Source organism: Streptomyces sp. NPDC005811, from assembly GCF_040630405.1.
Lineage (GTDB): Bacteria > Actinomycetota > Actinomycetes > Streptomycetales > Streptomycetaceae > Streptomyces.
This window is the reverse complement of record NZ_JBEXXK010000073.1, coordinates 1-26,549: the sequence shown is the minus strand read 5'-3', so window position 1 is coordinate 26,549 and position 26,549 is coordinate 1. Positions and strand designations below refer to the sequence as shown.

23 protein-coding genes are annotated in these 26,549 nt (G+C 73.6%); 15 read left to right on the top strand and 8 right to left on the bottom strand.

The features are described from left to right. Positions 1-69: 69 nt before the first annotated feature. Positions 70-597: an SMI1/KNR4 family protein gene (locus ABZ490_RS46430; protein ID WP_359004982.1), complete on the top strand. Its 528-nt coding sequence runs from the start codon at positions 70-72 to the stop codon at positions 595-597. Here the strand turns inward: ABZ490_RS46430 and ABZ490_RS46425 are convergent. Continuing rightward, a complete protein-coding gene (locus tag ABZ490_RS46425; RefSeq protein ID WP_359004979.1) occupies positions 533-1,465 on the bottom strand; it encodes an alpha/beta hydrolase in 933 nt (310 codons plus the stop codon). The genes ABZ490_RS46430 and ABZ490_RS46425 overlap by 65 nt on opposite strands. A gap of 43 nt (positions 1,466-1,508) precedes the next feature. Here ABZ490_RS46425 and ABZ490_RS46420 point away from each other — a divergent pair, with 43 nt between their 5' ends. Then, positions 1,509-2,150 (top strand): sigma-70 family RNA polymerase sigma factor, encoded by a 642-nt coding sequence (locus ABZ490_RS46420; protein ID WP_359004976.1) that lies wholly within the window; start codon positions 1,509-1,511, stop codon positions 2,148-2,150. Positions 2,151-2,432: 282 nt separating this feature from the next. After that, a complete protein-coding gene (locus ABZ490_RS46415; protein WP_359005035.1) occupies positions 2,433-5,351 on the top strand; it encodes a glycosyl hydrolase 115 family protein in 2,919 nt (972 codons plus the stop codon). Between the two features lie 13 nt (positions 5,352-5,364). Here ABZ490_RS46415 and ABZ490_RS46410 read toward each other — a convergent pair whose 3' ends face one another. After that, the gene (locus ABZ490_RS46410) at positions 5,365-6,087 is read right to left on the bottom strand and encodes an IclR family transcriptional regulator (RefSeq protein ID WP_359005032.1); all 723 of its coding nucleotides are present in this window, start codon (positions 6,085-6,087) and stop codon (positions 5,365-5,367) included. A gap of 108 nt (positions 6,088-6,195) precedes the next feature. Between ABZ490_RS46410 and ABZ490_RS46405 the strand changes: the two genes are divergently transcribed. From ABZ490_RS46405 to dmpG, 3 genes are read left to right on the top strand one after another with little or no spacing between them, the layout of a single operon-like run. Then, a complete protein-coding gene (locus ABZ490_RS46405; RefSeq protein ID WP_359004973.1) occupies positions 6,196-7,008 on the top strand; it encodes a fumarylacetoacetate hydrolase family protein in 813 nt (270 codons plus the stop codon). Then, on the top strand, positions 7,005-7,946 hold the full coding sequence (locus tag ABZ490_RS46400; protein ID WP_359004970.1) for an acetaldehyde dehydrogenase (acetylating): 942 nt from the start codon (positions 7,005-7,007) through the stop codon (positions 7,944-7,946). Before ABZ490_RS46405 ends, ABZ490_RS46400 begins: the two co-directional genes overlap by 4 nt. Beyond that, entirely contained in the window at positions 7,943-8,950 is a 1,008-nt protein-coding gene (gene dmpG / locus ABZ490_RS46395) for a 4-hydroxy-2-oxovalerate aldolase (RefSeq protein WP_359004967.1), read from the top strand. The genes ABZ490_RS46400 and dmpG overlap by 4 nt, the downstream gene beginning before the upstream one ends. A 40-nt stretch (positions 8,951-8,990) precedes the next feature. Here dmpG and ABZ490_RS46390 read toward each other — a convergent pair whose 3' ends face one another. After that, a complete protein-coding gene (locus ABZ490_RS46390; protein WP_359004964.1) occupies positions 8,991-10,004 on the bottom strand; it encodes a LuxR C-terminal-related transcriptional regulator in 1,014 nt (337 codons plus the stop codon). A gap of 215 nt (positions 10,005-10,219) precedes the next feature. Between ABZ490_RS46390 and ABZ490_RS46385 the strand changes: the two genes are divergently transcribed. From ABZ490_RS46385 to ABZ490_RS46370, 4 genes are read left to right on the top strand one after another with little or no spacing between them, the layout of a single operon-like run. Beyond that, positions 10,220-11,260, top strand: a complete 1,041-nt coding sequence (locus ABZ490_RS46385; RefSeq protein WP_359004961.1) for a substrate-binding domain-containing protein — start codon at positions 10,220-10,222, stop codon at positions 11,258-11,260. Positions 11,261-11,269: 9 nt separating this feature from the next. After that, positions 11,270-12,781, top strand: coding sequence for a sugar ABC transporter ATP-binding protein (locus ABZ490_RS46380; RefSeq protein WP_359004958.1), 1,512 nt, complete (start codon positions 11,270-11,272; stop codon positions 12,779-12,781). After that, entirely contained in the window at positions 12,778-13,749 is a 972-nt protein-coding gene (locus tag ABZ490_RS46375; RefSeq protein ID WP_359004955.1) for an ABC transporter permease, read from the top strand. Before ABZ490_RS46380 ends, ABZ490_RS46375 begins: the two co-directional genes overlap by 4 nt. Positions 13,750-13,784: 35 nt before the next feature. After that, positions 13,785-15,482: an amidohydrolase gene (locus tag ABZ490_RS46370; protein ID WP_359004952.1), complete on the top strand. Its 1,698-nt coding sequence runs from the start codon at positions 13,785-13,787 to the stop codon at positions 15,480-15,482. A 1-nt stretch (position 15,483) separates the two neighbouring features. Here ABZ490_RS46370 and ABZ490_RS46365 read toward each other — a convergent pair whose 3' ends face one another. Then, complete coding sequence (locus tag ABZ490_RS46365) at positions 15,484-16,464, bottom strand: hypothetical protein (protein ID WP_359004949.1); 981 nt, start codon at positions 16,462-16,464, stop codon at positions 15,484-15,486. Positions 16,465-16,650: 186 nt separating this feature from the next. On the opposite strand from ABZ490_RS46365, the gene ABZ490_RS46360 reads away from it, so the two are divergent. Beyond that, positions 16,651-16,896: a zinc-ribbon domain-containing protein gene (locus ABZ490_RS46360; RefSeq protein WP_359004946.1), complete on the top strand. Its 246-nt coding sequence runs from the start codon at positions 16,651-16,653 to the stop codon at positions 16,894-16,896. On the opposite strand, the gene ABZ490_RS46355 is transcribed toward ABZ490_RS46360, so the two are convergent. After that, a complete protein-coding gene (locus ABZ490_RS46355) occupies positions 16,886-17,974 on the bottom strand; it encodes a substrate-binding domain-containing protein (protein ID WP_359004943.1) in 1,089 nt (362 codons plus the stop codon). The genes ABZ490_RS46360 and ABZ490_RS46355 overlap by 11 nt on opposite strands. Then, the gene (locus tag ABZ490_RS46350; protein WP_359004940.1) at positions 17,971-20,373 is read right to left on the bottom strand and encodes a SpoIIE family protein phosphatase; all 2,403 of its coding nucleotides are present in this window, start codon (positions 20,371-20,373) and stop codon (positions 17,971-17,973) included. Before ABZ490_RS46350 ends, ABZ490_RS46355 begins: the two co-directional genes overlap by 4 nt. 161 nt (positions 20,374-20,534) lie before the next feature. On the opposite strand from ABZ490_RS46350, the gene ABZ490_RS46345 reads away from it, so the two are divergent. From ABZ490_RS46345 to ABZ490_RS46330, 4 genes are all read left to right on the top strand, one after another. Then, the gene (locus ABZ490_RS46345) at positions 20,535-21,623 is read left to right on the top strand and encodes a substrate-binding domain-containing protein (RefSeq protein ID WP_359004937.1); all 1,089 of its coding nucleotides are present in this window, start codon (positions 20,535-20,537) and stop codon (positions 21,621-21,623) included. A gap of 55 nt (positions 21,624-21,678) precedes the next feature. Continuing rightward, entirely contained in the window at positions 21,679-22,452 is a 774-nt protein-coding gene (locus ABZ490_RS46340) for an ATP-binding cassette domain-containing protein (protein WP_359004935.1), read from the top strand. Positions 22,453-22,457: 5 nt separating this feature from the next. After that, positions 22,458-23,750 carry a sugar ABC transporter permease gene (locus tag ABZ490_RS46335; RefSeq protein WP_359004932.1) on the top strand — a complete coding sequence of 431 codons (1,293 nt, stop codon included), beginning with the start codon at positions 22,458-22,460 and terminating at the stop codon, positions 23,748-23,750. A gap of 113 nt (positions 23,751-23,863) precedes the next feature. After that, positions 23,864-25,357: a sigma-70 family RNA polymerase sigma factor gene (locus ABZ490_RS46330; protein WP_359004929.1), complete on the top strand. Its 1,494-nt coding sequence runs from the start codon at positions 23,864-23,866 to the stop codon at positions 25,355-25,357. A gap of 150 nt (positions 25,358-25,507) precedes the next feature. On the opposite strand, the gene ABZ490_RS46325 is transcribed toward ABZ490_RS46330, so the two are convergent. Further along, positions 25,508-26,098 (bottom strand): TetR/AcrR family transcriptional regulator, encoded by a 591-nt coding sequence (locus ABZ490_RS46325; protein WP_359004926.1) that lies wholly within the window; start codon positions 26,096-26,098, stop codon positions 25,508-25,510. Between the two features lie 145 nt (positions 26,099-26,243). Then, positions 26,244-26,549 (bottom strand): hypothetical protein (locus tag ABZ490_RS46320; RefSeq protein WP_359004923.1); only part of this gene is annotated, 306 nt, incomplete at its 5' end.

Below are 26,549 nucleotides of genomic sequence, written 5' to 3'. Positions count from 1 at the left end.
CATCCATCATGACAGCGGTCATAACAACCCCGCGGGGGCATTGTCGGTGGCCGCGCCTAACCTGCCTCCATGACCGAGACGATCATCGACGACCGCCGCTTCCCGCCCGCCCTGGCCGAGGTGGCCACGGTGGACTTCCCCTACGACGACGGCGACGGCTTCGACTTCGAGCCGTACGACGCCTTCGACTCCGCCGAGGAGACCACCGACTGGATCCGCGACTGGACCGGCAACCAGGAACTCGACGGTGCCGTCTACCGGGTCTTCGGCCAGGACGGTACGGGCGGGCTCGCCGCCCTGTGGTGCGTGCGCCCGGGGCTGCCGCTCACCGAACAGCCGGTGGTGTTCCTCGGCTCGGAGGGCGAGGTCGGGGTGGTGGCGGGGAACCTGTCGGACTTCCTGTGGGTCCTCGCCGACGGCTTCGGCCCGATGGAGGCCGCGTTGTATCCGGACCGCGACGTCCGCCCCCAGCCGGAACTCGCCGAGCTGGCCGCGCGGCACGCCACCACCCCGCGCCGTCCCGCGCACACGGTCATCGAGGAGGCGAAGGCCGAGTTCCCGACGTTCGAGGACGATCTGTTCGCCCTGTGCCGCTGAGGCCGGCCGTCGGGGCCAGGAACGCCGAGACGGTCCCGGCGAACCGCGCGGAGTCGTCCAGCCAGGGGTAGTGCCCCGCTCCCCGCTGGACGACGAGGGCCGCGTCCGGGAACAGTCGGGCGCACTCCGCGACCGCGCGGGGCGGGCTGTTGACGTCGAACTCTCCGGCGAGCAGCAGGACGGGAGCGCGGAGGGCGGCCAACGCGGCACGGGTGGCCGCGGGGGTGAAGGCCCCCTCGGCCCCGAAGCGGGCGGCGATCCGCTCGTCGGCCGGGCGCGACCGCGCATGATGCTGCCGGGCGGCCTCGTCCCAACGGCCGTGGAAGAAGGGGGCGATCGCATCCCCGTCCGCCTCCCCGTCCCCGTCCGCGTCCCCGGCCACGCGCCCGCCCCGGGTGATCGCCTCCAGGGCGGCATACGCCCGCGGGAACCACGGCTCGTCCTTCCTGAGCCGCGCCGTCTCACGCCGTGTCGCGCCGGTGATCTCGATACCGACGGCCCGGGTCCCGGGGGTGACGAGCGCGAGTCTCCCGACGCGCTCGGGATGCCGGGCCGCGTACTGCGTCACGATGTTCGCCCCGGCGGAGTGGCCGAGGAGGTCGATCCGGGGCAGTCCGAGATGCGCGCGCAGGGCCTCGACGTCGTCGACGAGCCGGTCGCAGCGGTACGAGGAGGTGTCCTCGGGGATGGCGGACCGCCCGGTGCCGCGCAGGTCCAGGACGATCAGCCGGTGATCCGCGGACAGGCCGCCGAGATCTCCGAGGTAGGCGGGGTCCGTGGGACCGCCGGGGACACAGACCAGAGGGGTTCCGGTGCCCGTCTCTCGGTAGGCGAGCCGGGTGCCGTCAGGGGCGCAGAAAGTGGGCATGCGCTGGATCCTGACAGGCATAACCCCGTTATACAACCTGGTTATGGCGATCGAGAGCGAGCTGATCAGGGTGTATAACCGGGTTGTGGCAGGCGAGGAGAGCACGGGCGGCGCGCCCGAGACACTGACCGAAGAGCAGGCCGAGCGCATGCTGACGGAGATCAACGAGGTCATCCGCGCGGGCGAGGAGATGCGTGCGCTGCGCGCCGAGATGATCCAGGTGTTCGCCGGGCTCGGATGGACGCAGGACACCATCGCCCGGCTCGCCGGGATGAGTCAGCCGGCCGTGTCCAAGCAGATGACGAAACACCGGGACGACCCGCCGCCCCCACCGACGCTCACCCTGGACCAGCCCGACGCCCCCTGGCTCGAAGGACGTCTGTGGGGCCTGGCCGAGGAGATCTCCGAACTCCTCGACGGCACGGCCCACTGCACGCGGCACCTCGACGCCCTCGGCCGGGGCAGGAAGCGCTTCACCCCGCAGACCGTCGACGCGCTGCGACGCCTCGTCGAGGCCGACCTGAGGGTGAGCGCCACGGAACTGCCCGCCGGGTTCCGGGCCGCGTACGACGTGATCAGCCGCGGACTCGACCTGCCCGCACGGAGCGAACCTCCCGCCACCTCGGCTTCGGTGCGCCGCGCCCTGGCCAGGCGGCTCCAGAGGGACCGGCTGCGGGCCGACTGATCCGCGCACCCCTTCCGCGCACGGTTCGCCCGCCCCTCCCGCGCACGGTTGTGGACGGGTTCCGCGGGGCTGACCTAGGGTGCGACATGGCAAGCGCTTTCTAGGCATGCCCATGCCAGAGCACCGCTCCATCGGCTCCCGCACCAGCACCCCGCCGTCCGCCGCACCGCACCGCACGGAAGGGAAACGCGTCTCGTGTCGCACTCCGCCCCGAAGGACTCGCCGGACTCGCCGGACTCAACGCGCCCGTGGCCCTTGACCCGTAAGTCGTTCCTGCGCGGCATGGCCGCCGCCGGTGCCACCCCCTTGCTCCCCGCCGCGCTTACGGCGTCCCGTGCCGAGGCCGCGCCGGGCCGCCCGGACTTCGCACTCGTCCGGGACGGCATCGCGGCGGCCCTGTACGTGGACGCGGCCGACGACCCGGCGGTCCTGCGTGTCGCCGGTGACCTCCAGGCGGACGTGGAGCGGGTGACCGGGGTCCGGCCGGAACTGCGGGACACCCTGCCGGACCGCGCCACGGCCCTCGTCCTGATCGGCACGCTGGGTGCCAGCCCGCTGATCGACCGGCTCGTGGCGCGGGGACTGCTGGACGTCTCCCGGGTGCGGGGCCGCTGGGAGGCCTCGGTCACCCAGGTGGTCGACCGGCCGGCGCCCGGCGTGGACCGCGCCCTGGTGATCGCGGGCAGCGACCGGCGCGGCACGGTCTACGGCGTGTACGACACCTCGGAGCGCATCGGTGTCACGCCCTGGTACTGGTGGGCGGACGTACCGGTCGAGCGGCGGGACGGCGTGACCGTGCCCGCCGGGCCGTTCGAACGGCCGGAGCCCTCCGTCCGCTACCGGGGTGTCTTCATCAACGACGAGCAGAACCTGACCACCTGGTCGCACCGGACCCAGGAGCCGGACAAGAACATCGGCCCCGAGACGTACCGGCGGATCTTCGAGCTGCTGCTGCGCCTGAAGGCCAACTACCTGTGGCCGGCGATGCATCCGTACTCCGACTTCTTCAACAGGTACCGGGAGAACCCCGAACTCGCCGACCGATACGGCATCGTGGTCGGTTCCAGCCACCCGGAGGCGCTGCTGCGCAACGGGGTCCACGAGTGGGCGCCCTGGGCGGAGGAGCACCGGGCGGCGGACGGGAGCCTGCCGGTCTACGACTACACGGTGAACCCGGCCGTCATCTCCGACTACTGGAGGGCCAGGGCCCGGGAGAACGCGGCCTACGAGAGCAGTTGGACGATCGGGATGCGCGGGCTGCACGACACCGCGCTGGAGACGAGGAACGCCACGACGATCCCGGAGAAGGTCGCGGTGATGAACGCCATCGTCGCCGACCAGCGCCGGATCCTCGCGGAGGAGGTCGGCGCGGCGGCCGAGCCGCAGATCTTCATCCCCTACAAGGAGGTCCTGGACCTGTACAACGCGGGTGTCGAGGTCCCCGACGACGTGACGCTGATCTGGCCGGACGACAACCACGGCAACATGCGCCAGCTCCCGGACGACACGGAACGCGCCCGCGCCGGCGGCAACGGGATCTACTACCACCTCTCCTACTGGGGCCGCCCGCGCAGCTATCTGTGGCTGGACACCACACAACTCGCCAAGATCTGGCAGGAGTTGCGGCGGGTGTACGAGCACGGCGCGGACCGGATGTGGATCTTCAACGTCGGGGACGTCAAGTCGATCGAGACCGGGCTGTCGTTCTGCATGGACCTGGCCTGGGACGTGGACCGCCGGGGCGCCGAGGACGTCGAGGACTTCCTGGTGGAGTGGTACGGACGGCTGTTCGGACGGCGTCACGCGCTGGAGATGGCGGCGATCCGCGACGAGTACTACCGGCTGGCGGCCGAGCGCAGACCGGAGTTCATCGACCGGAACGTCTTCTCGGTCGTCCACCACGGGGACGAGGCGGGACGCCGGACGGCCGCGTACGAACGACTGCTGGAGCGGGTCCGGGCGGTCGGCGCCGGGCTGCCGGACACCGTCCGGGACGCCTACTACGAGCTGCTCGAATATCCGGTGCACGGCGCCTACTTGATGAATCTCAAGTACTACTGGGCGGACCGCAACGCCCTCGCGGTGCGCCAGGGCCGGGGCGCCGGGACCAACCGCCTCGCGGATCTCGCCGAGGCCGCGCACACGGCGGAGGCGGCGCTCACGGCGCGCTACAACTCCCAGGTGGCGGGCGGGAAATGGGACGGCTACATCAATCCCTATCCCTCCCAGATCCCCAAGGCCCCGGGGCGTCCGGCCGTCACCCGGGTGGCCCGGCAGGAGACGTCCGGGCTCGGTGTGGCCGCCGAGGGGAACGAGACCGGCACGGCCCGTCCGCTCTCCTTCTCCTCCTTGACCCGCGGCCGGCGGTTCGTGGACGTCTTCAACACCGGTTTCCTGCCGTTGACCTGGGCCGCCGAGGCCGACCGTCCCTGGGTGGGACTCAGTGCGAACGGCGGCTCGCTCACCGAGCAGACCCGGGTGTGGGTGGACGTCGACTGGTCGCTGGTCCCCGAGGGCACCCTCGACGCCGTGATCGTTGTCACCGGTGCCGGCGGGCGGTTCGAGGTGCCGTTGCGGGTGGTCAACGGCGGGGAGCGGGCCCGGCGCAGGGCGCGCGGGTTCATGGAGGCCGACGGCTGGGTCTCGATCGACGCGGTGCACACCGAGCGGCGGGTGGCGCGGGGCGGGGCCCGCTGGCGGACCGTGCGCGGTCTGGGACGTCGTACGGGCGCGGTGGAGGCGGTGCCGTCCACCGCGGCCCCGGTCACCGGGGAGCACTCCGTCCGGGCTCCGGAGCTGCGGTACCGGGTGCGTTTCACGAGCACGGGCGTCTTCCCGGTCACGGTGTTCCGGCTGCCCTCGCTGGACGAGCGGGGTGCGCGACGGCTGGCGGTCGGGCTCGACGACGGGCCGGTGACCGTGCTGACGGGGCAGAACATCGCCACCGGCAACCGCGGGGACGCCTGGGCGCGCAATGTCGAGGAGGGGGTGGAGAAGCTGACCGCCACGGTGACGGTCGCCGAGCCCGGCGAGCATGTCCTGCGGATCTTCATGGTCGATCCGGGGATCGCCGTGGACCAGATCGTCATCGACACGGGCGGGGTGCCGGCCGCCGCGTATCTGGCGCCGCAGGAGAGCTACCACCCGGTGTTCAACCCCGAGCCGGACACGGCGGCGGGCCCGGCGGCCCCCGACCTGTAGCGGGTCCCGGCCCTCAGGCCGCGCCCCGCAGCACCCGGGACAGCCCCAGCGCCGCCGTCCGTACGGCCGGGGCGAGCCGGGCGGGGCTGAAACGGGAGCGGGGCACGGCCACCGAGAGGGCGGCGACCGTGGTGCCGCCGGAGAAGACGGGGGCCGCGATACAGCTCACACCGAGCGCGGCCTCCTGTTCCTCGTAGGCCAGTCCGGAGACCTGGATCTTCTCCAGCGCCAGACGCAGCCCGTCCGGATCGGTGAGGGAGTACGGGGTGAGGCTCGGCAGCGGCCGCGACAGCACCTCGTCCACCAGGTCGGCGCCGGAGAACGCGAGGAGGGCCTTGCCGACGCCGGTGCAGTTCAGCGGGAGGCTGCCGCCGATGCGGGAGGGCAGGCGCAGGGCCTCGTGGCCGTGGATCCGCTCCAGGTAGACGACGTCCATGCCCTCGCGCACCCCGAGGTGGACGGTCTCCCGGGTGGCCTCGAACAGATCCTGGAGGAAGGGCAGGGCCGCCTCGCGCAGATCGAGGCGGTGCGGCACCAGCGAGCCCAGCTCGAACAGCTTGGTGCCGAGCCGGTACCGCGCTCCGGTGCGTTCCAGCCAGCCGAGCCGGACGAGGTCGGCGGCCAGCCGGTGGACGGTGGGCTTGGGCAGCCCGGTGCTCTCCGATATTTCCGTCAGACGGAACGCACCGCCGCCGGGGCCGAAGCTCTCCAGGATGATCGTCGCCTTGTCCAGCATGCCGCCGGTCTCGTTGTTCCGTTTCACGGAACGAAGTTTGTGCTGTCACCGGGTCCGATGTCTATATCGGTGCCGTCAGCCCCTTCTCCCGTCCCGGAGGCAACCGTGATGACCGTGCTCGATCCACCGGCCGTGGTCGAGGCCGCCGACCGGCTCGCTGTGGCCGCCCGTACCGGTGTCGCCTGCCCGCCCGTACGGGAGCTGTTCGACGACGGCGGCGATCTGGAGACCGCGTACGCCGTGCAGCAGCTGAACGTGCGGCGCGGCCTGGACGCCGGCCGCCGGATCGTCGGCCGGAAGATCGGCCTGACCTCCGTGGCCGTACAGCGCCAGCTCGGTGTGGACCGGCCGGACTTCGGCGCGCTGTTCGCGGACATGGCCGTACCGGACGGCGGGGAGGTGCCGGTGGGCCGGCTGCTCCAGCCGAAGGTGGAGGCCGAGGTCGCGCTGGTGCTCGGGCGGGACCTGCCGGAGCGGGAGTGCACGGTCGTGGACGTGCTGCGGGCGGTGGACTTCGCGCTGCCGGCGCTGGAGATCGTCGACAGCCGGGTACGGGGGTGGGACATCTCGCTGGTCGACACGGTCGCAGACAACGCCTCCTGCGGGCTGTACGTCCTCGGCGCCACGCCCGTACCGCTGACCGCCGTCGATCTGCGGACCGTGTCGATGACCATGGCGCGCGACGGCGAGCCGGTCTCCCGGGGCACGGGCGCCGACTGTCTCGGCAGCCCGCTGAACGCGGCGGTGTGGCTGGCCTCGGCGCTGGCCGAGCGGGGCGATCCGCTGCGGGCGGGCGACCTCGTGCTGACCGGTGCGCTGGGCCCGATGGCTCCCGCGGCGCCGGGCGACAGCTTCGAGGCCACCGTCTCCGGCCTGGGCTCCGTGCGGGTGGGATTCACCAAGGAAGGAGAACAGCGGTGAGCACCAAGGTCGCCGTCATCGGGTCCGGCAACATCGGCACCGACCTCATGATCAAGGTCCTGCGGCTGTCGGACACCCTGGAGATCGCGGCGATGGCCGGGATCGACCCGGACTCCGACGGTCTGGCCCGGGCCCGCCGCCTGAAAGTGGCCACGACGCATGAGGGCGTCGAGGGGCTGATCGCGCTCGACGAGTTCGCCGATGTCGAGATCGTCTTCGACGCGACCTCCGCCGGCGCCCACCGCCACCACGACGCGGTGCTGCGCCCCCTCGGCCGCACCCTGGTCGACCTCACCCCGGCCGCCCTCGGTCCGTTCGTGGTGCCGCCGGTGAACGGCGAGGTCCATCTCGGCGCCCCGAACGTCAACATGGTGACCTGCGGCGGCCAGGCGACCATCCCGGTCGTCGCCGCGATCGGCGCCGTCGCGCCGGTCCACTACGGCGAGATCGTCGCCTCCCTCGCCTCGCGCTCCGCCGGGCCGGGCACCCGCGCCAACATCGACGAGTTCACCGAGACCACGTCCGCGGCCCTCGAGAAGGTGGGCGGTGCGGCCCGCGGCAAGGCGATCATCGTCCTCAACCCGGCCGAACCGCCGCTGATCATGCGGGACACCGTGCACTGTCTGGTCGCGGACTGCGCCACCGAGGCCGTCACGGCGTCCGTGGCGGAGATGGTCGGCCGCGTCCAGGAGTACGTGCCCGGCTACCGGCTCAAGCAGAAGGTGCAGTTCGCGCGCGTCCCCGCCGACGACCCGCTGCACGCCCTCACCGCCCCCGGCACCGGCGAGGCCCTCAGGGTCTCGGTGTTCCTGGAGGTCGAGGGCGCCGCCCACTACCTGCCGTCCTACGCCGGGAACCTCGACATCATGACCTCGGCCGCCCTGCGCACCGCGGAGCGCATGGCCGCCCACCGCGCCACGGAGGTGGCAGCCCGATGACCCGCCTGTACGTCCAGGACGTCACCCTCAGGGACGGCATGCACGCCGTCCGGCACCGCTACACCGTCACCCAGGCCCGTGCCGTCGCCGCCGCCCTGGACACGGCCGGCGTGGCCGCCATCGAGATCGCCCACGGCGACGGACTGGCCGGCTCCGGCATCACCTACGGCGTCGGCGCCCACACCGACTGGGAGTGGATCGAGGCGGTCACCGACGTCACCCGGCACGCCGTGCCCACCACGCTCCTGCTGCCCGGCATCGGCACCCTGCACGACCTGCGGCAGGCCCACCGGCTCGGCATCCGCTCGGTGCGGGTGGCCACCCACTGCACCGAGGCCGACATCTCCGCCCAGCACATCTCCGCCGCACGCGACCTCGGCATGGACGTGGCCGGGTTCCTGATGATGTCCCACATGGCCGAACCCGCCGAGCTGGCCAGCCAGGCCGAGCTGATGGAGTCCTACGGCGCGCACTGCGTGTACGTCACCGACTCCGGCGGCCGGCTCACCATGGACGGGGTCCGCGAGCGCTTCCGCGCCTACCGGGACGTCCTCGACCCGGCCACCGAGCTGGGCATCCACGCCCACCACAACCTCGCCCTCGGCGTCGCCAACACCGTCGTCGCCGTGGAGAGCGGCGCCGTGCGCGTCGACGCCTCGCTGGCCGGGCAGGGCGCGGGCGCGGGCAACTGTCCGCTGGAGGCGTTCGTCGCGGTCGCCGACCTCATGGGCTGGGACCACGCCTGCGACCTGTTCCCGCTGATGGACGCCGCCGACGATCTCGTACGGCCCTTGCAGGACCGCGAGGTGCGGGTGGACCGGGAGACGCTCAGCCTCGGCTACGCGGGCGTCTACTCCAGCTTCCTGCGGCACGCCGAGGCCGCCGCGGAGCGCCACGGACTGGACACCCGGTCCCTCCTGATCGAGGCCGGCAGGCGCGGGATGGTCGGCGGGCAGGAGGACCTGCTCACCGACATCGCGCTGGACCTGGCGGCGCGGGCCTGAGCCGGGGCGCGCCCGGCCGCCCGCCTGTCCGCCCGCCCGCTCAGTCGGCCGGGACCCGCTCCACGAAGTGGGCGAGGTGCTCGGGGGCCGGGCGCAGGACACCGTCGCGGACCGCCAGGGCGGTGGCCTCGGCGCGGGAGGCACAGCCGGTCTTGCGCAGGAGGTGCTCGATGTGGCTGTGCACGGTGCGCGGTGACAGATAGAGGGCCTGGGCGATGGCCTGGTTGGTCTGGCCCGTGGCGGCCCGGGTGAGCACCTCCAGCTCGCGCGGGCTGACACCGTACGGCAGCTCGGCGGGCACCTCGGTGACCAGCACCGCCTCCCGTACGGGGCCGACGGTACGGCGGCGCAGCACCACCCGGCACCAGCCGGCGCCCACCGGCCACAGCACCCGCAGCCGGAGCCCTCCGGAGGCCTCGAACGCCTCCGCGAGGCGCCGGAAGCCGGGGTCGTGCAGGACTTCGGCGCGTTCCCGGCCCGGCAGGTCGACGGCTCCGCCGGCCGTGAACAGTCCGGCCCGTGCCCCGGCGGGCAGATCGCGCGGATCGGCCGGGTCGGCCAGGGCGCCGAGGGCGGGCAGCAGGGAGGCGAGCAGGCGGCGCGCCTCGGTGTCGTAGACGTCCCGGCCCTCGGTGGACAGATGCACCAGGCCGACCAGCCGCCCGTCGTGCCGCAGCGCCCCGGTCAGGCCGTCGCGGAAGCCGGTCGGCCGGACCCGCTCGGCGTAGAACCAGCCCTGCCGGAAGCGCGGGCCGGGGGCGTCGTCGGCGTCCTCGGAGATCGACATCGGCAGCTCACGGCCGACGACGTTGTCGTACCAGGGCGTGGGAACGAACTCGGCGGCCAGGGCCTGGGAGTCCTCGGCGGTGTAGCCGAGGCCCGCGACCTGGACATGGGAGCGGGAGACGGGGTCGATGCAGAGCAGGGTGACCGCGTCGAACGGCAGGGCCCGGCCCAGCTCCGCCACGGCCTCGGCGCAGGCGCCGACGGTGTCCCGTTCCCGGGTGAGCATGCCGATACGGGCGGCGGCGGCGATCTGCCGGTGACCGAACACGCGGGCCTCCGGGGAGTTCTCTGGCGGTCGGGAGAGATGACGGGCGAGTTATTTGGGCCCTAACGATAGGGGCGGCGGGCCAGCCCCACAAGGCGTTCCCGGGACCCGGCGCCGGTCGGTATTTCTACGGATGGCGGGGCGCGGCGCACGGGTCTTTCCTGTTCGGCACAGCCGGACGCCCGTCGCGCCGGGCCGCCTTCCCTGGGAGTTCCGCCATGTCCAGATCCCCGTTCGCCCTCACCCCCACGGCTTCCCGCCGCCGCTTCCTCGCCTGGTCGGCCGGTGCCGTGGCGACCGGGGCGCTCGGCGCCGCGGGCTGCTCGGCCCCCGGTGGCACGAGCACGACCGGGGCGGCGGGCACGCCCGCGGCACGGGCCTCGGAGCTGCGGCAGATCGGCCTCGACTACCCCTTCACCCAGCTCCCCCTGTACGCGACCCTCGTCAAGCTCTCCACCGCCGCCGCGAAGAGGCACGGCGTCTCGCTGCTGACCACCAGCGACGCGAGCAGCGCCGACACCCAGGCCGCCAACCTCACCACCTGGGTCGCCCGGAAGGTGCCGGCGATCGTGTCCTTCCCGATGGTCTTCGAGGCCACCGAGGCGCTGGCGAAGCGGGCGCTGGACGCGGGGCTGATCTGGGTGACGTACGGCGGATCGCTGGAACACCAGAGCGCCGACATCCAGTTCAGCTTCCTGGAGGGCGGCCGGCTCCTCGGAGAGGCGGCCGCGCAGTGGGCCAACGAGACCCTGGGCGGCAAGGGCAAGATCGCCTTCCTCACCGACAGCACCATCCAGCTCGGCCGCGAGCGTACCAAGGGCATGGTCGACGCGTTCACCGCGAAGGCCCCGGGGGTGGACGTCGTCGCGCAGGAACAGGCCATCGACCCGGACACCGGTCTGTCGAAGACCCGGGCCGTCCTCGCCAAGCACCCCGACCTCAACCTCGTCCTCGGCGTCACGGACGCGGCGGCCTACGGCGGTTTCAAGGCGCTCCAGCAGACGGGCCGCAAGGCGACGGACGCGAAGACGTTCGTCGGCGGGCAGGACGGCGCCGCCCCCTCCCTCCTCGCGATCAAGCAGGGCACCTTCTACCGCGCCTCCGCCGCGCTCGCGCCGAAGGACATCGCCGACGCGATCGTGGACGTGCCGCTCGCGGTGGCCGCCGGGAAGGCGAACCCCGGTGTCCAGGTGCCGATCACTCTGGTCGGGCCCGGCGACACCGCGCGCATCGACGCCCTGCTCGCCCAGAACTCCTAGGCGCCCACCATGACCGAACCCAGTCTGCGGATCCGGGGGCTGACCAAGTCCTTCGGCGGTGTCCGGGCCCTGGACGGCGTCGACCTCACCGTCCCGGGCGGCCGGGTGCACGCGCTGCTCGGCCACAACGGCGCCGGCAAGTCCACCCTGATCCGCTGCCTCGGCGGGGCCTTCCCGCCGGACGCGGGCACCATCGAGGTGGGCGGCGTCTCCCACACCCGGCTGAGCCCCCGTGAGTCGATCGCCGCCGGGGTGGCGATCATCTTCCAGACCCTCAGCGTCGTCGACTCCCTGACGGTGGCCGAGAACATCTTCCTCGGCCAGGAGTGGACCCGGTACGGCCGGATCGACCGCCGCGCCCAGGAGGAGGTCGCCGCCGGCCTGCTCGAACGGGTCGCCGCCACCTGCTCCCCCCGCGACCGGGTGGGCGGACTCCCCATGGGCCAGCGCCAGCTGGTCGAGATCGCCAAGGCCCTCAGCCGCAGCGCCTCGGTCCTGGTCCTGGACGAACCGACGGCCGCCCTGTCCGGCACGGAGAGCGAGGCGCTGGCCGAACGGGTGGAGGACCTGCGCACCCAGGGCCTGGCGATCGTCTACGTCACCCATCTGCTGGGAGAGGTGGAACGCCTGGCGGACGAGGTGACGGTCCTGCGCGACGGAAGGGTCTCCCACCACGCACGGATGGAAGGCCAGTCCCGCCGTGACCTGGTACGAGCGATCACCGGCCCCACCTCACCGGGGCCCGGGGCACCGCGCGACCGGCCGCGACGAAGCCCGCACCCGCCCGCGAGCCGCCTCACCCTCGACGCCCTGCGAGGCCCCCGCTTCGGCCCGGTGGACCTCGAGGTCGCCGAAGGCGGGATCGTCGCCCTCTACGGCCTGACCGGCTCCGGCCGCACCAGCCTCCTCGAGACGGTCTACGGCAGACACCGCGCGACCGCCGGAACGATCCACGTCGGCACCCGGCCCGTCCGCCCCGCCCGCCCCTCGGACGCCTTGGCGGCCCGCATCGCCCTGGTCCCCGGGGACAGGCGCGGCCAGGCGTTGTTCCCGAACCTGAGCGCCCAGGACAACGCCCTGCTCCCCAGCGTCCGCCGACTGGCCCGTCGCGGAGTGCGCTCGGGCAGCGCCGAACGCCGGGTCTTCGGGACGCTGTCCGACGCCGTCGCCCTGCGCCCGGCCCGCCCGGACCTCCCCGCCGCCGCCTTCTCCGGCGGCAACCAGCAGAAACTCGTCCTCGGCCGCTGGATCAACGAGGCACGCGAGGTGGACGTCCTGCTCCTCGACGAGCCCACGCAGGGCGTCGACATCGGCGCCCGCCAGGAGATCTACGACGTCGTCCGCACCCTCGCCGCCGAGCGCGGCACCGCCGTGCTGTTCGCGTCCAACGACCCCGAGGAGGTCGTCGCGCTCGCCCACCGCGCTCTGATCGTCGCGGCCGGCCGGGTCGTCGGCGAGCTGAGCGGACCCGAACTCACCGAGGCCGCGCTGCTGTCGGCCGTCCACGAAGGAGCAGCATGACCACTCTGACCGCCGCGCGGGGGATGTCGTACGGGCGGCTCACCGCCGTACGCCGGCATCCGCTGCTCGCCGTCCTCGCCGTGATGGTGCTGGTCTTCCAGGTGACGACGGGCAGCTTCCTCGACGCGGGCAATCTGCGCGGGATCGCCACCGACGCGGCGACGCTCGCCGTGGTGGCCGTCCCGCTCGCGCTGCTGGTGATCAGCGGGTATCTCGATCTGTCGGTCGGTTCCACGCTCGCCCTGGGCGGGCTGGTGGCCGGCCGGCTCGCCGGGGAGCAGCACCAGTCGCCGGTGGTCGCGGTGCTCGGCGCGCTGGCGGTGGGCGCGGCCGTGGGTGCCGTGAACGGGACGCTCTGCTGCTACCTGGGGCTGTCGCCGTTCATCGTGACGCTGGGCATGCTGACCGCCGTGCGCGGGCTGGCGCAGCAGCTGTTCCCGCTGCCGCTGAGCGGTTTCGGGCCGGGGTTCGCCTGGCTCGGCGGGTCGCGGATCGCCGGGGTCGACGCGCCGGTGGTGATCGCCGCGCTGGTGCTGGTGGCGGGCGCGGCGTTCCTGGCGTTCACCCCGGCGGGGCGGCATGTCTTCGCGATCGGGGTGAACCGCGAGGCGGCCCATCTGTCGGGCATCGCGGTGCGCCGGGCGCCGTTCGCGCTGTTCGTGGTGACAGGGGTGGCGGCGGCGCTGGCCGGTGCGATCAAGGCGTCGGTGCTGGACAGCGCGGTGGCGGGGACGTCGGGGGCGGGCTTCGAACTGACCGTGCTGACGGCGGTGCTGCTCGGCGGGGTCGCGCTGAGCGGCGGCAGCGGCTCGGTGTTCGGGGTGCTGCTCGGCGTGCTGTTCCTCGGTTGTCTGCAGAACGGCCTCACCCTGTTGAACGTGCCCGCCTTCTGGCAGCAGATGGCCCAGGGCGTGGCCCTGGTGGCGGGCGCGGGCCTCGCCTTCCTCGGTCCCCGGACGACCCGGTGACCGCCCCCTCCTCCGAGCGTGCAGAAAGGTCTCGCGTGAGCGACAGCACCCCCACCCTCGTCCTGACCGGTGGTCAGGTCCTCACCCTCGACGACGCGTTCACCGTCGCGGAAGGCGTGGCCGTGCGCGGCCGGGACATCGTGGCCGTCGGCTCGGACGCCGAGGTGCGCGCCCTGGCCGGGCCCGGGACCCGGGTCGTCGACCTCGGCGGGCGGACCGTCCTGCCCGGCATCAACGACTCCCATCTGCACGGGGCCGCGTACGGGATGACGAAGCCCCCGTTCGCCCTGGACGTCGGTCATCCGGCCGTGCGGTCGATCGCCGACGTCGCCCGGGCGGTCGGGCGGGCCGCGGCCGCGGCCGGGCCCGGTGAGTGGATCGTGGGGCTGGGCTGGGACCCCGGCTATCTCGCGGAGTGCGTGGGCGATCCACGGCGGTTCCCGCACCGTCGGGACCTGGACGCCGTGGCGCCGGACCATCCGGTGTGTCTCACCGACTTCTCCTCGCACATGGTGTGGGTGAACAGCGCGGCACTGCGGGTGTGCGGCATCGACGCCGGGAGCGCGGCCCCGCCGGGCGGGGTCGTCGACCGGGACGCGGACGGCCGGCCCAGCGGGATCCTGCGGGAGGCCGCCCAGCCCCTGGTGCTGGCCGCGCTGCCCTCCCCCACGGTCGCGCGGCGCCGGGAGGCCATCCGGTCGGTCGTCGCGGAGCTGCACACGCGTGGCATCACCAGCTACACCGAGCCGGGGCTCGGGCCGGGCGGTGCCACGACGTTCTTCGGCGGGCTGAGCACCGACAACCTGACCGCGTACGCCGGCCTCGTGGCCGACGGCGAACTCGACGCCCGGGTCGGTGTGCTGCTGCTGCCCGCGCCGATGGGCGGCTCGGCCGACGAGCTGCGCAAGGGCCTGGCGGAGCTGGGCGCGCCGGCCACGGCCGATCCGCGCCTGCTGAACGTGCTCGGGGTGAAGATCTTCGCGGACGGGGTGCCGCCGAACCGTACGGCGTGGATGAGCGAGCCGTACGCCGGCGGCGGTCACGGCGCGCTGTGCGTGCACGGGGACACGCCCGCGCTGCGGAGCGAGGAGCTGCGGGAGATGATCCGCGTCGCGCACGCGGCGGGTCATCAGCTGGGTGTGCATGTCACCGGCGATCTGGCGATCGACGCGGTCGTGGACGCGTTGGTCGCGGCCGACGCGGCCGTGCCCCGGCCGGACGCCCGGCACTACGTCATCCACGGCGACTTCGTCGGCCCCCGCTCGCTGGCGCGGCTGGCCGCGCACGGCTGGGGCGTGAACATGAACCCGGCGATCAAGTGGACTGTCTCGGACCTGATGGACGAGGTGGTGGGGCGGGAGCGGTCGGCCTACCAGTGGCCCGTGCGGTCCGCGCTGGAGGCGGGGGTCGCGGTCTGCGCCTCCTCCGACGCGCCGATCACCACGCCGGACTGGCGGCAGGGGGTGGCCGCGATGATGCTGCGGGAGTCGAAGGCGAGCGGCCGTGCCAGCGGTCCCGAGCAGTGCGTGGGCCTGGTCGACGCGCTGCGGGCGTACACGGTCCACCCGGCCCGGCAGGACTTCGCGGAGGAGTGGAAGGGGACGGTCCAGGCCGGGAGGGCCGCGGACCTGTGTGTGCTGGACCGGCCGCTGCTCGGCCTCGACCCGCACGAGATCACCGAGGTGGGGGTGGATCTGACGGTGTTCGACGGGCGGGTCGTGCACGAGCGCTGAGTCAGCCGCGGGCGCGCTGGTGGACGCGGGCGAGGAGGAGGTTCGGGTCGTCCTGGTCGAGGTAGGACGCGCTGGTCACGTAGGCGCTTCGGCCGCGGACGGCGACGGCGGTCGGGTTGGAGAGGCCGTCGTCGGCGCTGAGGACGACGGAGCGGGCGCCGTCCGGGGCGATCCGGACCACCTCGCTGCTGCTGAACAGCGCGGCGAGGACGGTGTCGCGGTGCCGCTCGACGAACCCGAAGTCGTCGATGCCCGTGAGGCCGGTCGCGCGGGTGCGCACGGGTCCGGCGGAGCCGTCCTCGCGGACGGGGATGCGCAGGAGGGTGCCGGCGTCGCTGTTGGACACCCAGACGGCGCCGTGGTGGAACCTCAGTCCGTTGGCGCCGAAGCCGGAGGCGTCGGGGCCGGTCCCCGGGTCGAGTGCGGCTCCCGTGGCCCAGGCCGTGCGGGTGCCGCCCTCGACGGGGACGCGCCAGACGGTGCCGAGCACGGAGTCGGCCGCGTAGAGGACGCCCCGGCGCTCGTCGAGGGCGAGACCGTTGGGGAAGCCGTCGGCGGGGAGTTCGGCGATCTGCCGCGGGGCTCCGCCGTCGGGGGCCAGGCGCCAGATGCCGGTCCTGCGGGTTCCGGTGGCGTAGTTGACGTAGAGGGTGCCGTCGTCGGCGCGCGCGATGCCGGTGACGACGGCGGCCGTCACGATCGGGGTGTGGGGGTGGGCGACGGCGGGCAGGGTGGCGAGGGTCCGGGTGGCGCCGGTGCGGGTGACGTTGACGACCTTCCGGGCGAAGAAGAAGGTCAGGTCGGCGGAGCCGTCGGGTTCGAGGGCGAGGTTCTCGGGCGTTCGGCCCTGCGCGAAGTCGAAGTGGGCGATGACGCGCGGGTCGGACACGCTCGGTGCGCCGCCCGCCGCGGGAGCCGTCGCGAGCAGACCGAGGGCGAGGGTCACCGCGGTGACGCCCGCCAGGCGGGGAAGTCGGGGCATGGGCCTCTCCTTGGGGGGCACGGAAGGCGCCGGGGTGCGGCGCGTCACGAACATGGCGGCGGGCGGGTGACGGCGGCGGCAGTCACGGCCGGGGGTTCCCCCGCGTGGCCCAGGGCATGAACCCGCCTGCCGCATGCGCGAGACTGGGCCGTGCACACGGGCACGGACCGGGAGGGGAGCAGCCGCGTGATCATCTTCGGCACCAAGGGCTATCTGTACCGGCTGGCGATCCTGACGCTGGTGTGCGGCCGGTGCGGCAACCCGGCCGCGCACACGCTGCGCAAGCGGGTCACCAGGTTCACGCTGTTCTTCGTGCCGTTGTTCCCGGTCTCGACGACGTATCTGACGCAGTGCACCTTCTGCGGCGCGGAGGAGAAGGTGACCGCGGAGCAGGCGGAGCGGCTGCGGACCCAGGGGTCCGTCACGGGCTGAGCCCGAGGCGCTCGCAGGCGGCCCGCACCGGGGGGACGCAGATCCGGTCGACGGTGTACACGCCGTCCTTGATCAGGGTCCGTTCGATGTCGGCGGCCTTCACCGACTGCGGGGTGAGCAGGACGGCCGGGATGTCGCGGGTGGTGGGGCTGTCCACGGTGGTCGGCGCGTGGTCGCGGGCGTCCTCGCCGCGGCCCAGGGCGACGGCCATGGCGGCGGCCTCGGCGGCCTCCTGGCGGAACGGCTTGTAGACCGTCATGTACTGCTCGCCCTTGAGGATGCGGCGTACGGCGTCGAGGTCGGCGTCCTGGCCGGTGACGGGCGGCAGCCGGTGCACGCCGGCGCTCTTGAGGGCGGAGATGACACCGGTGGCGATGGTGTCGTTGGCCGCGAGGACGCCGTCGATCCCGTAGGGGCCGAGGGCGGCGATGGCGGCGGACATGTTGGCGTGCGCGGCCTGGGTGCTCCAGTCCTGGGTCTCGTACGACCGGGCGACGCGCACCCGGTCCTGGAGGACGGACAGCGCGCCCTTGCGGTACAAGCCGGCGTTGGTGCTGGTCGGGTCGCCGTTCATCATCACGACGGTCCGGCCGTCGGCCTGCTTCTCCAGGCCGTCCAGGAGACCCTGGCCCTGGAGCCGGCCGACCTGGAGGGCGTCGAACCCGACGAAGCCGGAGACGGGGCCCTCGGCGAGCCGGTCGTAGGCGACCACGGGGACGCCCGCCGTGCGCGCCTCCTGGATCGAGGAGCGCAGCGCGCGGGTGTCGGCGGCGTCGAGGATCACCACCTTGGCCCCTTTGGTGATCATGGAGGTCATCTGTTGCTGCTGGCGGGTCGCGTCGTTCTCGGCGTTGGCGTACTCGAAGGAGCATTTGGGGCAGAGTTTCTTGACCTCCGCCTCGATCAGGGGCCGGTCGGCGTGCTCCCAGCGGGGGACGGACCGGCTGGGCAGGAGCAGGCCGACGGTGAAGGCGTCGGAGCCGGAGCCGGGGCCGGTGCCCCCGCCGCAGGCGACCGCGGGCAGGGCGAGGAGGGCGGCGGCGACCACCGCGGTGACCGGCCGGCCGTGCCGCCTCATGGCAACCCACCGGCTTCCGCCCCGGCGACCGGTGCGCGGCCGGGGGCGCCATCTGCTTCTTCGTCCGGTACGACGATCTCGCTCCACACCTGTTTGCCGCCGGCCACCGGGACCGAGCCGGAGGACTCCGACATCGCCTCGACCAGCATCAGGCCCCGGCCGCCGGTGGACTCCCAGTCCACGATCACCGGCTTGGCGGGGGCGCGCGGCGAGGCGTCGCTCACGCCGACCCGGACCCGGTCCCCGCGCAGCACCAGGTCGAGCCGGACCGGTCCCGTGGTGTGCACCAGGGCGTTGGTGACGAGTTCGGAGACGACCAGCAGGACCGCGTCGCCGGCTTCCGCGACCTTCCACCGGCGCAGGGTGCGCGCGGTGAAGCGGCGGGCGTGCATGACGGCGTCGGGGAGCCGCCACACCATCCAGCCGGCCCGGATCGGACGGGTCTCCATGCCGTCGTAGCGCAGGAGCAGCAGCGCCACGTCGTCCTCGCGGCGGCCGTCGTCGCCGAGCAGTTCGTCGGCCATCGCGCCCAGGTCGGCGGGGTCGGCGGCGGCGAGCGCGGTGCGGGTGCGGCGCATGCCCTCGTCGAGCGGCAGGTCGGCGGCCTCGACCAGTCCGTCGGTGACGAGGGCGAGCACGGTGCCGGGGGCCAGTGCGACGGAGGTCATGGGGAACTCCGCCTCGGCGAGGATGCCGAGCGGGGGCCCGCCCGCGACCTCCACCTCCTCGGTGCCGCCGTCGGGGTGGCGCACCAGCGGGGCGAGGTGCCCGGCGCGGACGAAGAGGGTGTTGCCCTCCTCCATGTCGAGTTCGGCGTAGCAGCAGGTGGCGAAGAGGTCGGTCTCCATGCCGACGAGGAGCCGGTTGGCGTGCGAGACGACGACGTCGGGCGGGTGGCCCTCCATGGCGTACGCCCGGACCGCGGTGCGCATCTGGCCCATGATCGTGGCGGCTCCGGCGCTGTGGCCCTGTACGTCGCCGATGACGAGGGCGACGCGGTCCTCGGACAGGGCGATGACGTCGTACCAGTCGCCGCCCACCTGGAGGCCGCGCCGGGCGGGCAGATAGCGGGCGACGGCGATCCCGCCGGGCAGTTCGGGCAGCCGGCGGGGCAGCAGGCTGCGCTGGAGCATGGTGGCGAGTTCCTGCTCGGCGTCGTGGGCGTGGGCGCGCTGGAGTGCCTGGCCGACGAGGGCCGCGGTGGCGGTGAGCAGCGAGCGTTCCTCGGGGACGAAGTCGTGCGGGTGGTCCCAGCCGACCAGGCACACTCCGGCCACCCGGCCCTTGGCGGGCAGTGGCAGGACGGCGAGTCCGCCGGGGCCGATGCCGGCGAGGCCGGGTTCGAGGGCGGTGCCCGCGGGCCACAGGTCCATCCGGCCGTCGCCCAGGGCGGCTTGCAGGGTGGGCAGGGCGCGGACGGGCGCGTCGGGCCACTCGGTGCGCCATTCGGCCCGCCAGGCGTCCGGCCAGGCGGCGGGCTGCGGCGGGTCGAGGACGGTGACCATCAGCCGGTCGTCCTGGAGGGCGGCGAGGGCCACCCGGTCGGCGCCCAGCGGCTCACGCAGGGCCGACACCACCACACGGCCGACGTCACGGACGGTCACGGCGTCGTCGAGGGCGGCGGTCAGCCACTGGATGCGGGAGACGTCGTCGGCGCTGCGGCGCAGCACGGGCGTGGCGGTCACCACGCCGAGCACCTGTTCCGGCCGGTCGGCGGTGGCCGGTTCGGCCCGGCAGATCAGGCTGAGCCAGCGCATCTCGCCGGTGGGGCCGCGGACCCGGAACTCCAGTTCGCGTCGGCCGGAGGCCTGGGGGGACGGCTCCAGGACCGACATCAGGGCGTGCATGTCCTCCGGGAGGGCGTGGGCGAGGAGGGTGTCGGCCTTGCCGTCGAAGTCGTCCGCGGAGATGCCGACCAGGTCGAGCAGGGTGTCGTCGGCCTCGATCAGACCGGTGTCCGGGACCAGGACGAAGGAGCCGACGCGCAGGCTGCGCAGGGCGGGGTCCAGCACCGAGGACGGCTCGGGCGGGCCCTTCACCGGCTGGAGGAGACCGGCGACGGCGTCGGCGTAGCGTTCCAGGAAGCGGCGCTGGTCGGCCTCGAAGCCCTCGGCCGAGGCACCCGTGACGACGAGGCAGCCCAGTCGCCTCCCCTCCGCGTCGAGGGGCAGCGCGCCGAGCGAGGGGTCCGTGGTCAGCCACAGGGGGCGGTCGGTGAGGAAGGCGCGGGCGGCGGGCGAGTCACCGGGCAGGGGGAGCCGGACCGGCGGCCCCGGCTCGGAAGGGATCCCTCCCGCCGAATCCACCAGCCGAAGCTCTTGGTTCCCGGCCCCGGGCGTGTAGACCGCCGCCTGTGTCGCTCCGGCCAAGATCAGGGCCCGGTCGAGGCATGTCCGCAACGTACCTCCCGTCCCCGCCGCGGGTGCCGACAGGTTGAGAACGGGGCACCCACCCACCAGAATCGCATATACGAACCAACCAGACATACCGTCCGAAGCAACCGGCGATCGCCCTCGATCGTCGCCATCGCCGCCATCGTCGTCTACATCAGGTACCACTCATGAAGGCCTGCATACGGGACACGGCCGCCGCCGTGACCGCGGTCTCGGCGGCGGTCGCCCTCGCGGCCTGCGGGGCGGGCGCCGGGAACGACCCCGACGGGGGGACCGCGCCGAGCATCGGTCTGCTGCTGCCGGACGCCACCACGGCGCGCTGGGAGGCACAGGACCGGCCGCTCCTGGAGAAGAAGATCAAGGAGTTGTGCGACACCTGCGTGATCGAGCACGCCAACGCCAGGGGCGAGGTGGCCACCCAGCAGGAGCAGATGGACTCGATGATCACCAAGGGGGTGGACGCCATCGTGCTGGTGGCCGTGGACGGGAAGTCCCTCGCCTCGTCGGTCGCGGAGGCCCACGCGGCGGGCATCCCCGTGATCGCCTACGACCGGCTGGCCCAGGGGCCGATCTCCGGGTACGTCTCCTTCGACGGCAAGGAGGTCGGACGGCTCCAGGGCCGGGCGCTGCTCAAGGCGATGGGCGACGGGGCGGCGCAGCCGCAGATCGTCATGATGAACGGCGACCCCGCCGACCCGAACAGCACCCTGTTCAAGGAGGGCGCGCTGTCGGTGCTGCGCGGCAAGGTGAAGATCGGCAAGGCGTACGACACCCTCCAGTGGCGGGCGGAGACCGCGCACATGAACATGTCCGCGGCCATCGCGGCCCTCGGCGCGGACACCATCGACGGGGTGTACGCGGCCAACGACGGGCTGGCGGGCGGCAGCATCTCGGCGCTGAAGGCGAACAAGGTCGCCCCGCTGCCCCCGGTCACCGGCCAGGACGCCGAACTGGGCGCGCTGCGCCGGATCGTGGCCGGCGACCAGTACATGACCGTGTTCAAACCCTTCGGCCCGGAGGCCTCGGCCGGCGGGGCGATGGCCGTGGCCGCGGCCCGCCGGGAGCACCTGGACCGGGTCGCGACGAGCCGGGTGACGCCGCGGGGCGGCGACCGGGTCCCGGCGGTACTGCTCAAGCCGGTGTCCGTGACCGCCGACACCATCAAGGACACCGTGGTGAAGGAAGGCCTCCACACGGCCCAGCAGATCTGCACCCCCCAGCTCCGGCCCGCCTGCGAGGAGGCGGGGCTGATCTGACGGGCGCCTCGCGCGACTCCGGCCTGGTCCGGGTCCAGGGAAGGAGTTGGTTGCCGTGCCCGATGCCCCCTTGCTGGCACTGCGCGGGGTGTGCAAGCGCTTCGGCGTGGTCGACGTCCTGACGGACATCGAGCTGGAGATCCACTCAGGTCAGGTCGTCGCCCTGCTGGGGGACAACGGGGCCGGCAAGTCCACCCTGGTGAAGGTGATCTCCGGGGTGGCGCCCGCGGAGAAGGGCGTCATCGAGTGGGAGGGCCGGTCGGTCCCCATCAGACGCCCGCACGACGCGCGGGACCTCGGCATCGCCACCGTCTACCAGGACCTCGCGCTGTGCGGGAACCTCGACGTCGTCGGGAACCTCTTCCTCGGGCGGGAGATCCGCCGGTACGGGTTCCTCGACGAGATGGAGATGGAGCGCCGCACCCAGGAGCTGCTGGAGCGTCTGACCCGGCGGGTCCCCGATCTGCGCGGGCCGGTCGCCTCGCTCTCCAGCGGTCAGCGGCAGACGGTCGCCATCGCCCGCTCGCTCCTCGGCGACCCGCGCGTCCTGCTGCTGGACGAGCCGACCGCGGCGCTCGGGTTCGAGCAGACCTCCGAGATCCTGGACCTCATCGACCGGCTGCGGGACCGGGGGCTGGGCGTCCTGCTGATCAGCCACAGCATGGGGGACGTGAAGGCCCTCGCGGACCGGGCCGCGGTGCTGCGGCTCGGCCGCAACAACGGCTTCTTCGATGTGAACACCGCCTCCCAGGAGCAGATCATCGCGTCCATCACCGGCGCCACGGAGAACGTGCCCCGCCGGCCGTCCCACCGGGAGTCGGGGTGGTGAAAGGCATGCGCAAGGTGGCGGACGGCACCCCGGCCGAGCCCGTCGCACCCGGCGGCGAGGACCGCCCGCCGCAGCGCGAGCGGCTCGCCTCCCGGGCGGCGGACGGCGGGGTCCGCGCCCTGCGCGGTGTGCTCGCGCTCCTGGAGCGCAAGGTACGGGCGGGCGAGCTGGGCTCGCTGCCCGTGGTGCTCGTGCTCGCCGTCGTCTGGATCACCTTCCAGTCCCTGAACCCGAACTACCTGTCCCCGCGCAACCTGTCCAACCTCAGCGTGGACATCGTCGGGACCGGTCTGATCGCGGTCGGCATCGTCTTCGTGCTGCTGCTCGGCGAACTCGATCTGTCCGTGGGGTCGATCAGCGGCCTGGCGGCGGCGGTCTTCGCCGTGCTGAACGTGAACAACGGGGTCCCGGAGTGGCTGGCCCTCGTCGTCGGCGTGCTCACCGGCACCGCCGCGGGCACCGTCCAGGGCTTCTCCACGGCCCGGACCCGGGTGCCGGCGTTCGTCGTCACGCTCGCGGGGCTGCTCACCTGGAACGGCCTGATGCTGTCCGTCCTCGGCGACAGCGGCACCGTCAACCTCGACGAGAACGGGCTGGTCGCCAAGTTGACCAGCTACTACTTCACCCAGGACGCCGTCGGCTACGGGGTGGCGGCGGTGGCCACCGGGGCGGTGTTCCTCGGGGCCGACCTGGACCGCAGGCGCCGCCGGGCGGTCGGCATGCCGCACCGCACCTCGGCGGCCGTGGGGCTGCGCACCGGGGTCACGGCGGTGGTCGCGTTCGGGGTCGCGTATCTCCTCAACCGTTTCCAGGGGCTGCCGCTCGCCCTGCTGATCTTCCTCGTGGTGGTGGCCGGCCTGGACATCCTGCTGCGCCGCACCCACTACGGGCGCCAGGTGTACGCCCTCGGCGGCAGCATCGAGGCGGCCCGCCGCGCCAGCCTCAGCGTGTTCCGGGTGCAGACCGCCGTGTTCGCGATCTCCGGCACGATGGCGGCGATCGGCGGGCTGTTCCTCGCCTCGCGCATCACGTCGGTGAGCCAGAGCTCGGGCTCGGGCGTCCTGCTGGTGAACGCCATCGCGGCGGCCGTGATCGGCGGCACCAGTCTGTTCGGCGGGCGCGGTACGACGTGGTCGGCGGTGCTCGGCATGCTCGTCATCCAGTCGATCTCGTCGGGCATGGCGATCACGGACACTCCCCCGGCGGTGCAGTTCGTGATCACCGGTGGGGTGCTGTTCGCGGCGGTGGTCATCGACGCGCTGTCCCGCCACTCACAGGAGGCTCACGGCCGGGCGTGATGTGCGGGCGTGATGTGCGCCACATCACGCAACCCTCGCAACTTTCATTGAAAGTTTTGTCATCTAGGCTGACAAACCCTTCGGCCCCCAGCAGGCAACTGGAGCGTTCCTCCATGACCGACAGGTCCACTGCCGTCCCCGCCCAAGCCTCCGCGACCGCCGCGTACGCCCGGATCTACGAGGAGCAGCAGCCGCGGCTCGTCGCCTACGCGCGCTCGCTCACCCGGAACGCCTGGACCGCCGAGGACCTGGTCGCCGAGGCGCACTTCCGGGTGTGGCGACGGCTGGCCGAGGGGCACGAGATCGAGAACGTGCCGGCGTACCTCAGGACGACGGTGCGGCATCTCGCGATCGCCTCCGGGACCGCGGTGCGCGAGACGCCCCGGGACCCGCACACGGACGAGCGGGCGGAGCCGGGCGGCACCCACGAGGGCGACCCGGCCGAGCAGGTGTCCCAGGTCGATCTGGTGGTGCGGGTGCTGGGCCAGTTGCCCGAGCGCTGGGTCAAGGCGCTGTGGCTGGCCGAGGCGGAGGGGCAGCCGCTGGCCGCGATCGGGCCGCAGCTGGGCACCAAGGAGGGGGCGACGGCCGTCCTGCTGCACCGCGCGCGGGAGGGCATGCGGCAGGCCTTCCTGCGCACCCAGACCGGCGCCCCGGAGGACCCGGCGTGCCAGGTGCACTGGGCCCGGATGCCCGCGTACGTCCGGGGTGCCGCGACCCCGCGCCAGGGCGAGCGGCTGCTCGGTCACGTGGACGCGTGCGACGACTGCCGGGGCCGCCTGGCCGCGCTGATGCGGGCCAACGACCGGCTGCCCGCGATCGTGGCGCCGGCGCTGCTGCTGTTCGCGCTGGGCGGCACGGGCAAGTTCCTCATGGCGTTCACCGCGGGGTCCGCCGGGGCGGCGTCCGCGGTCGGCGGGCACGGCGCCGGTCTGCTGCACGGCGTGCGCCAGGTGGCGGTCGGCGGCTCGAAGGCGCAGGCCGCGGTGGCGGCGGGCGCGCTCGTGGCGGGTGCCGCCGCCTTCGTCCTGGTCATCGGTCCGGGCAAGTCCGCTCCGATCCCGGCCCCGCGCACCCCGATCGCCGACGCGCCCGTACGCCGGCTGCCCTCGGCGGAGGCACCGGCGGACCCGCCCGTCGAGGCCGCCGTACCGGTGGCGGACGCCTCCGAGCACCGGGCGCCGTCCGTACGGGTGGCCGACGCCGCCGGAGACGTCCGGACCGCCCCCACGCCCTCGACGGCCCCGGCCGACACCGGGCAGCCGTCCCCGGCCGGGGACGGGAAGGACACCGGGAAGCCCTCCCCCACCGCCACCCCGCCGGAGGAGGAGCAGACGTCACCCCCGGCCGGCGACGGCAAGGACGACGGCTCGAAGGAGACCCCGCCGCCCACTTCCCCCGCGCCCGAGACCACGCAGCCGGAGCCTCCGCAGACCTCGGACCCCGAGCCGGGGCCCGGGGACGACGAGGACCCGACCTGCCCGACCGACGGCGACAGCGACACCGGCACCGGCACCGGCACCGACCAGGACACCGGACACGGCAAGGGCCACCGCGGCGACCACGGACATCACCGGGGCGGCCACTCCGGGCGGGAATCCGCCTGACGGACTCCGCACCGCCCTCGCCCCCGCCCCACCCCTAAGACACTCGTTACAGAGCCGGTTCGCCCCGGCGGCCCGGGCCGGGTTCCAGGTGCACTTCGTGGAGCGTGATCCGGACATGATGGCGATCGGACGCCGAGGCACCCTCCGCCGTCAGTCCGCGGGCCGCAGGGCGCCCGCGAGCACCCCTTCGAGCTGCCGTCCGACCCGGTCCAGCGGCTGGACGCTGCGTCCGGCCCGGCACATGGCGGTGGCCCCCTCGACGGCGGCCACGACCAGGGCCGCGAGTTCGGCGGCCTGATCGGGGGCGGCCCCGTGCGCGCACAGCGCGTCGGCGAGCAGCCGCTCCCAGGTCGCGAAGGCCTCCGCGGCGGCGGCCAGGGCGGGCGGCACCGTCCCGTCCGGCGGCTCCTCCACCGAGACGGCCAACACCGGGCAGCCCGCCCGGAAGTCGCTGTCGACGACGATGCCGCGCCACAGCGCCAGGAAGGCCCGCAGTCCGGCGACGGGACCCGCCTCCAGCTCCTTGCGCAGGACCCGGGCGACCGCGTCACCGGCGTACCGCACCGCCTCGGTCGCCAGCTGCTGCTTGCCCTCGGGGAAGTAGTGGTAGGTCGAGCCGAGCGGCGCCCTGGAGTGCCGGGCCACCTCCCGGATGCTCGCGGCGTTGAGGCCGCGCCTGCTGATCAGGTCGGCGGCACCGGCCACGATGCGCTCCCGCGACGGCGCACTGGACTTGGTCACGACCGCACTCCCCTCCGGCCGCACCGATCCGGCCGCAGCTCATTGCCTATAACGCTCGTCATAGTCTAGCTCGGCGGCCGCGGGCAGCTCCCCCTGCGGGTGTCACACCCGCGCCCTGTTCCCGGGGCGCGGACCTGAACCCGGATCAGACGTTACGGCGGTACTGGCCTCCCACCTCGAAGAACGCGTCGGTGATCTGCTGGAGCGAGCAGACCCGGGCGGCGTCCATGAGCACCGCGAAGACATTGCGGTCGTTCACCGCCGCGTCCTTCAGGGCGGCCAGGGCCTCGTGCGCCAGGTCGCGGTGTCCGGCCTGGTAGTCGCGGACCCGTGCGAGCTGGGAGACCTTCTCGTCCTCGGTGGCGCGGGCCAGTTCGACGGTGGCGGGTTCGGCGGTGTCGGCGTGCGGGTTGCGGAAGGTGTTGACGCCGATGAGGGGCAGGCTGCCGTC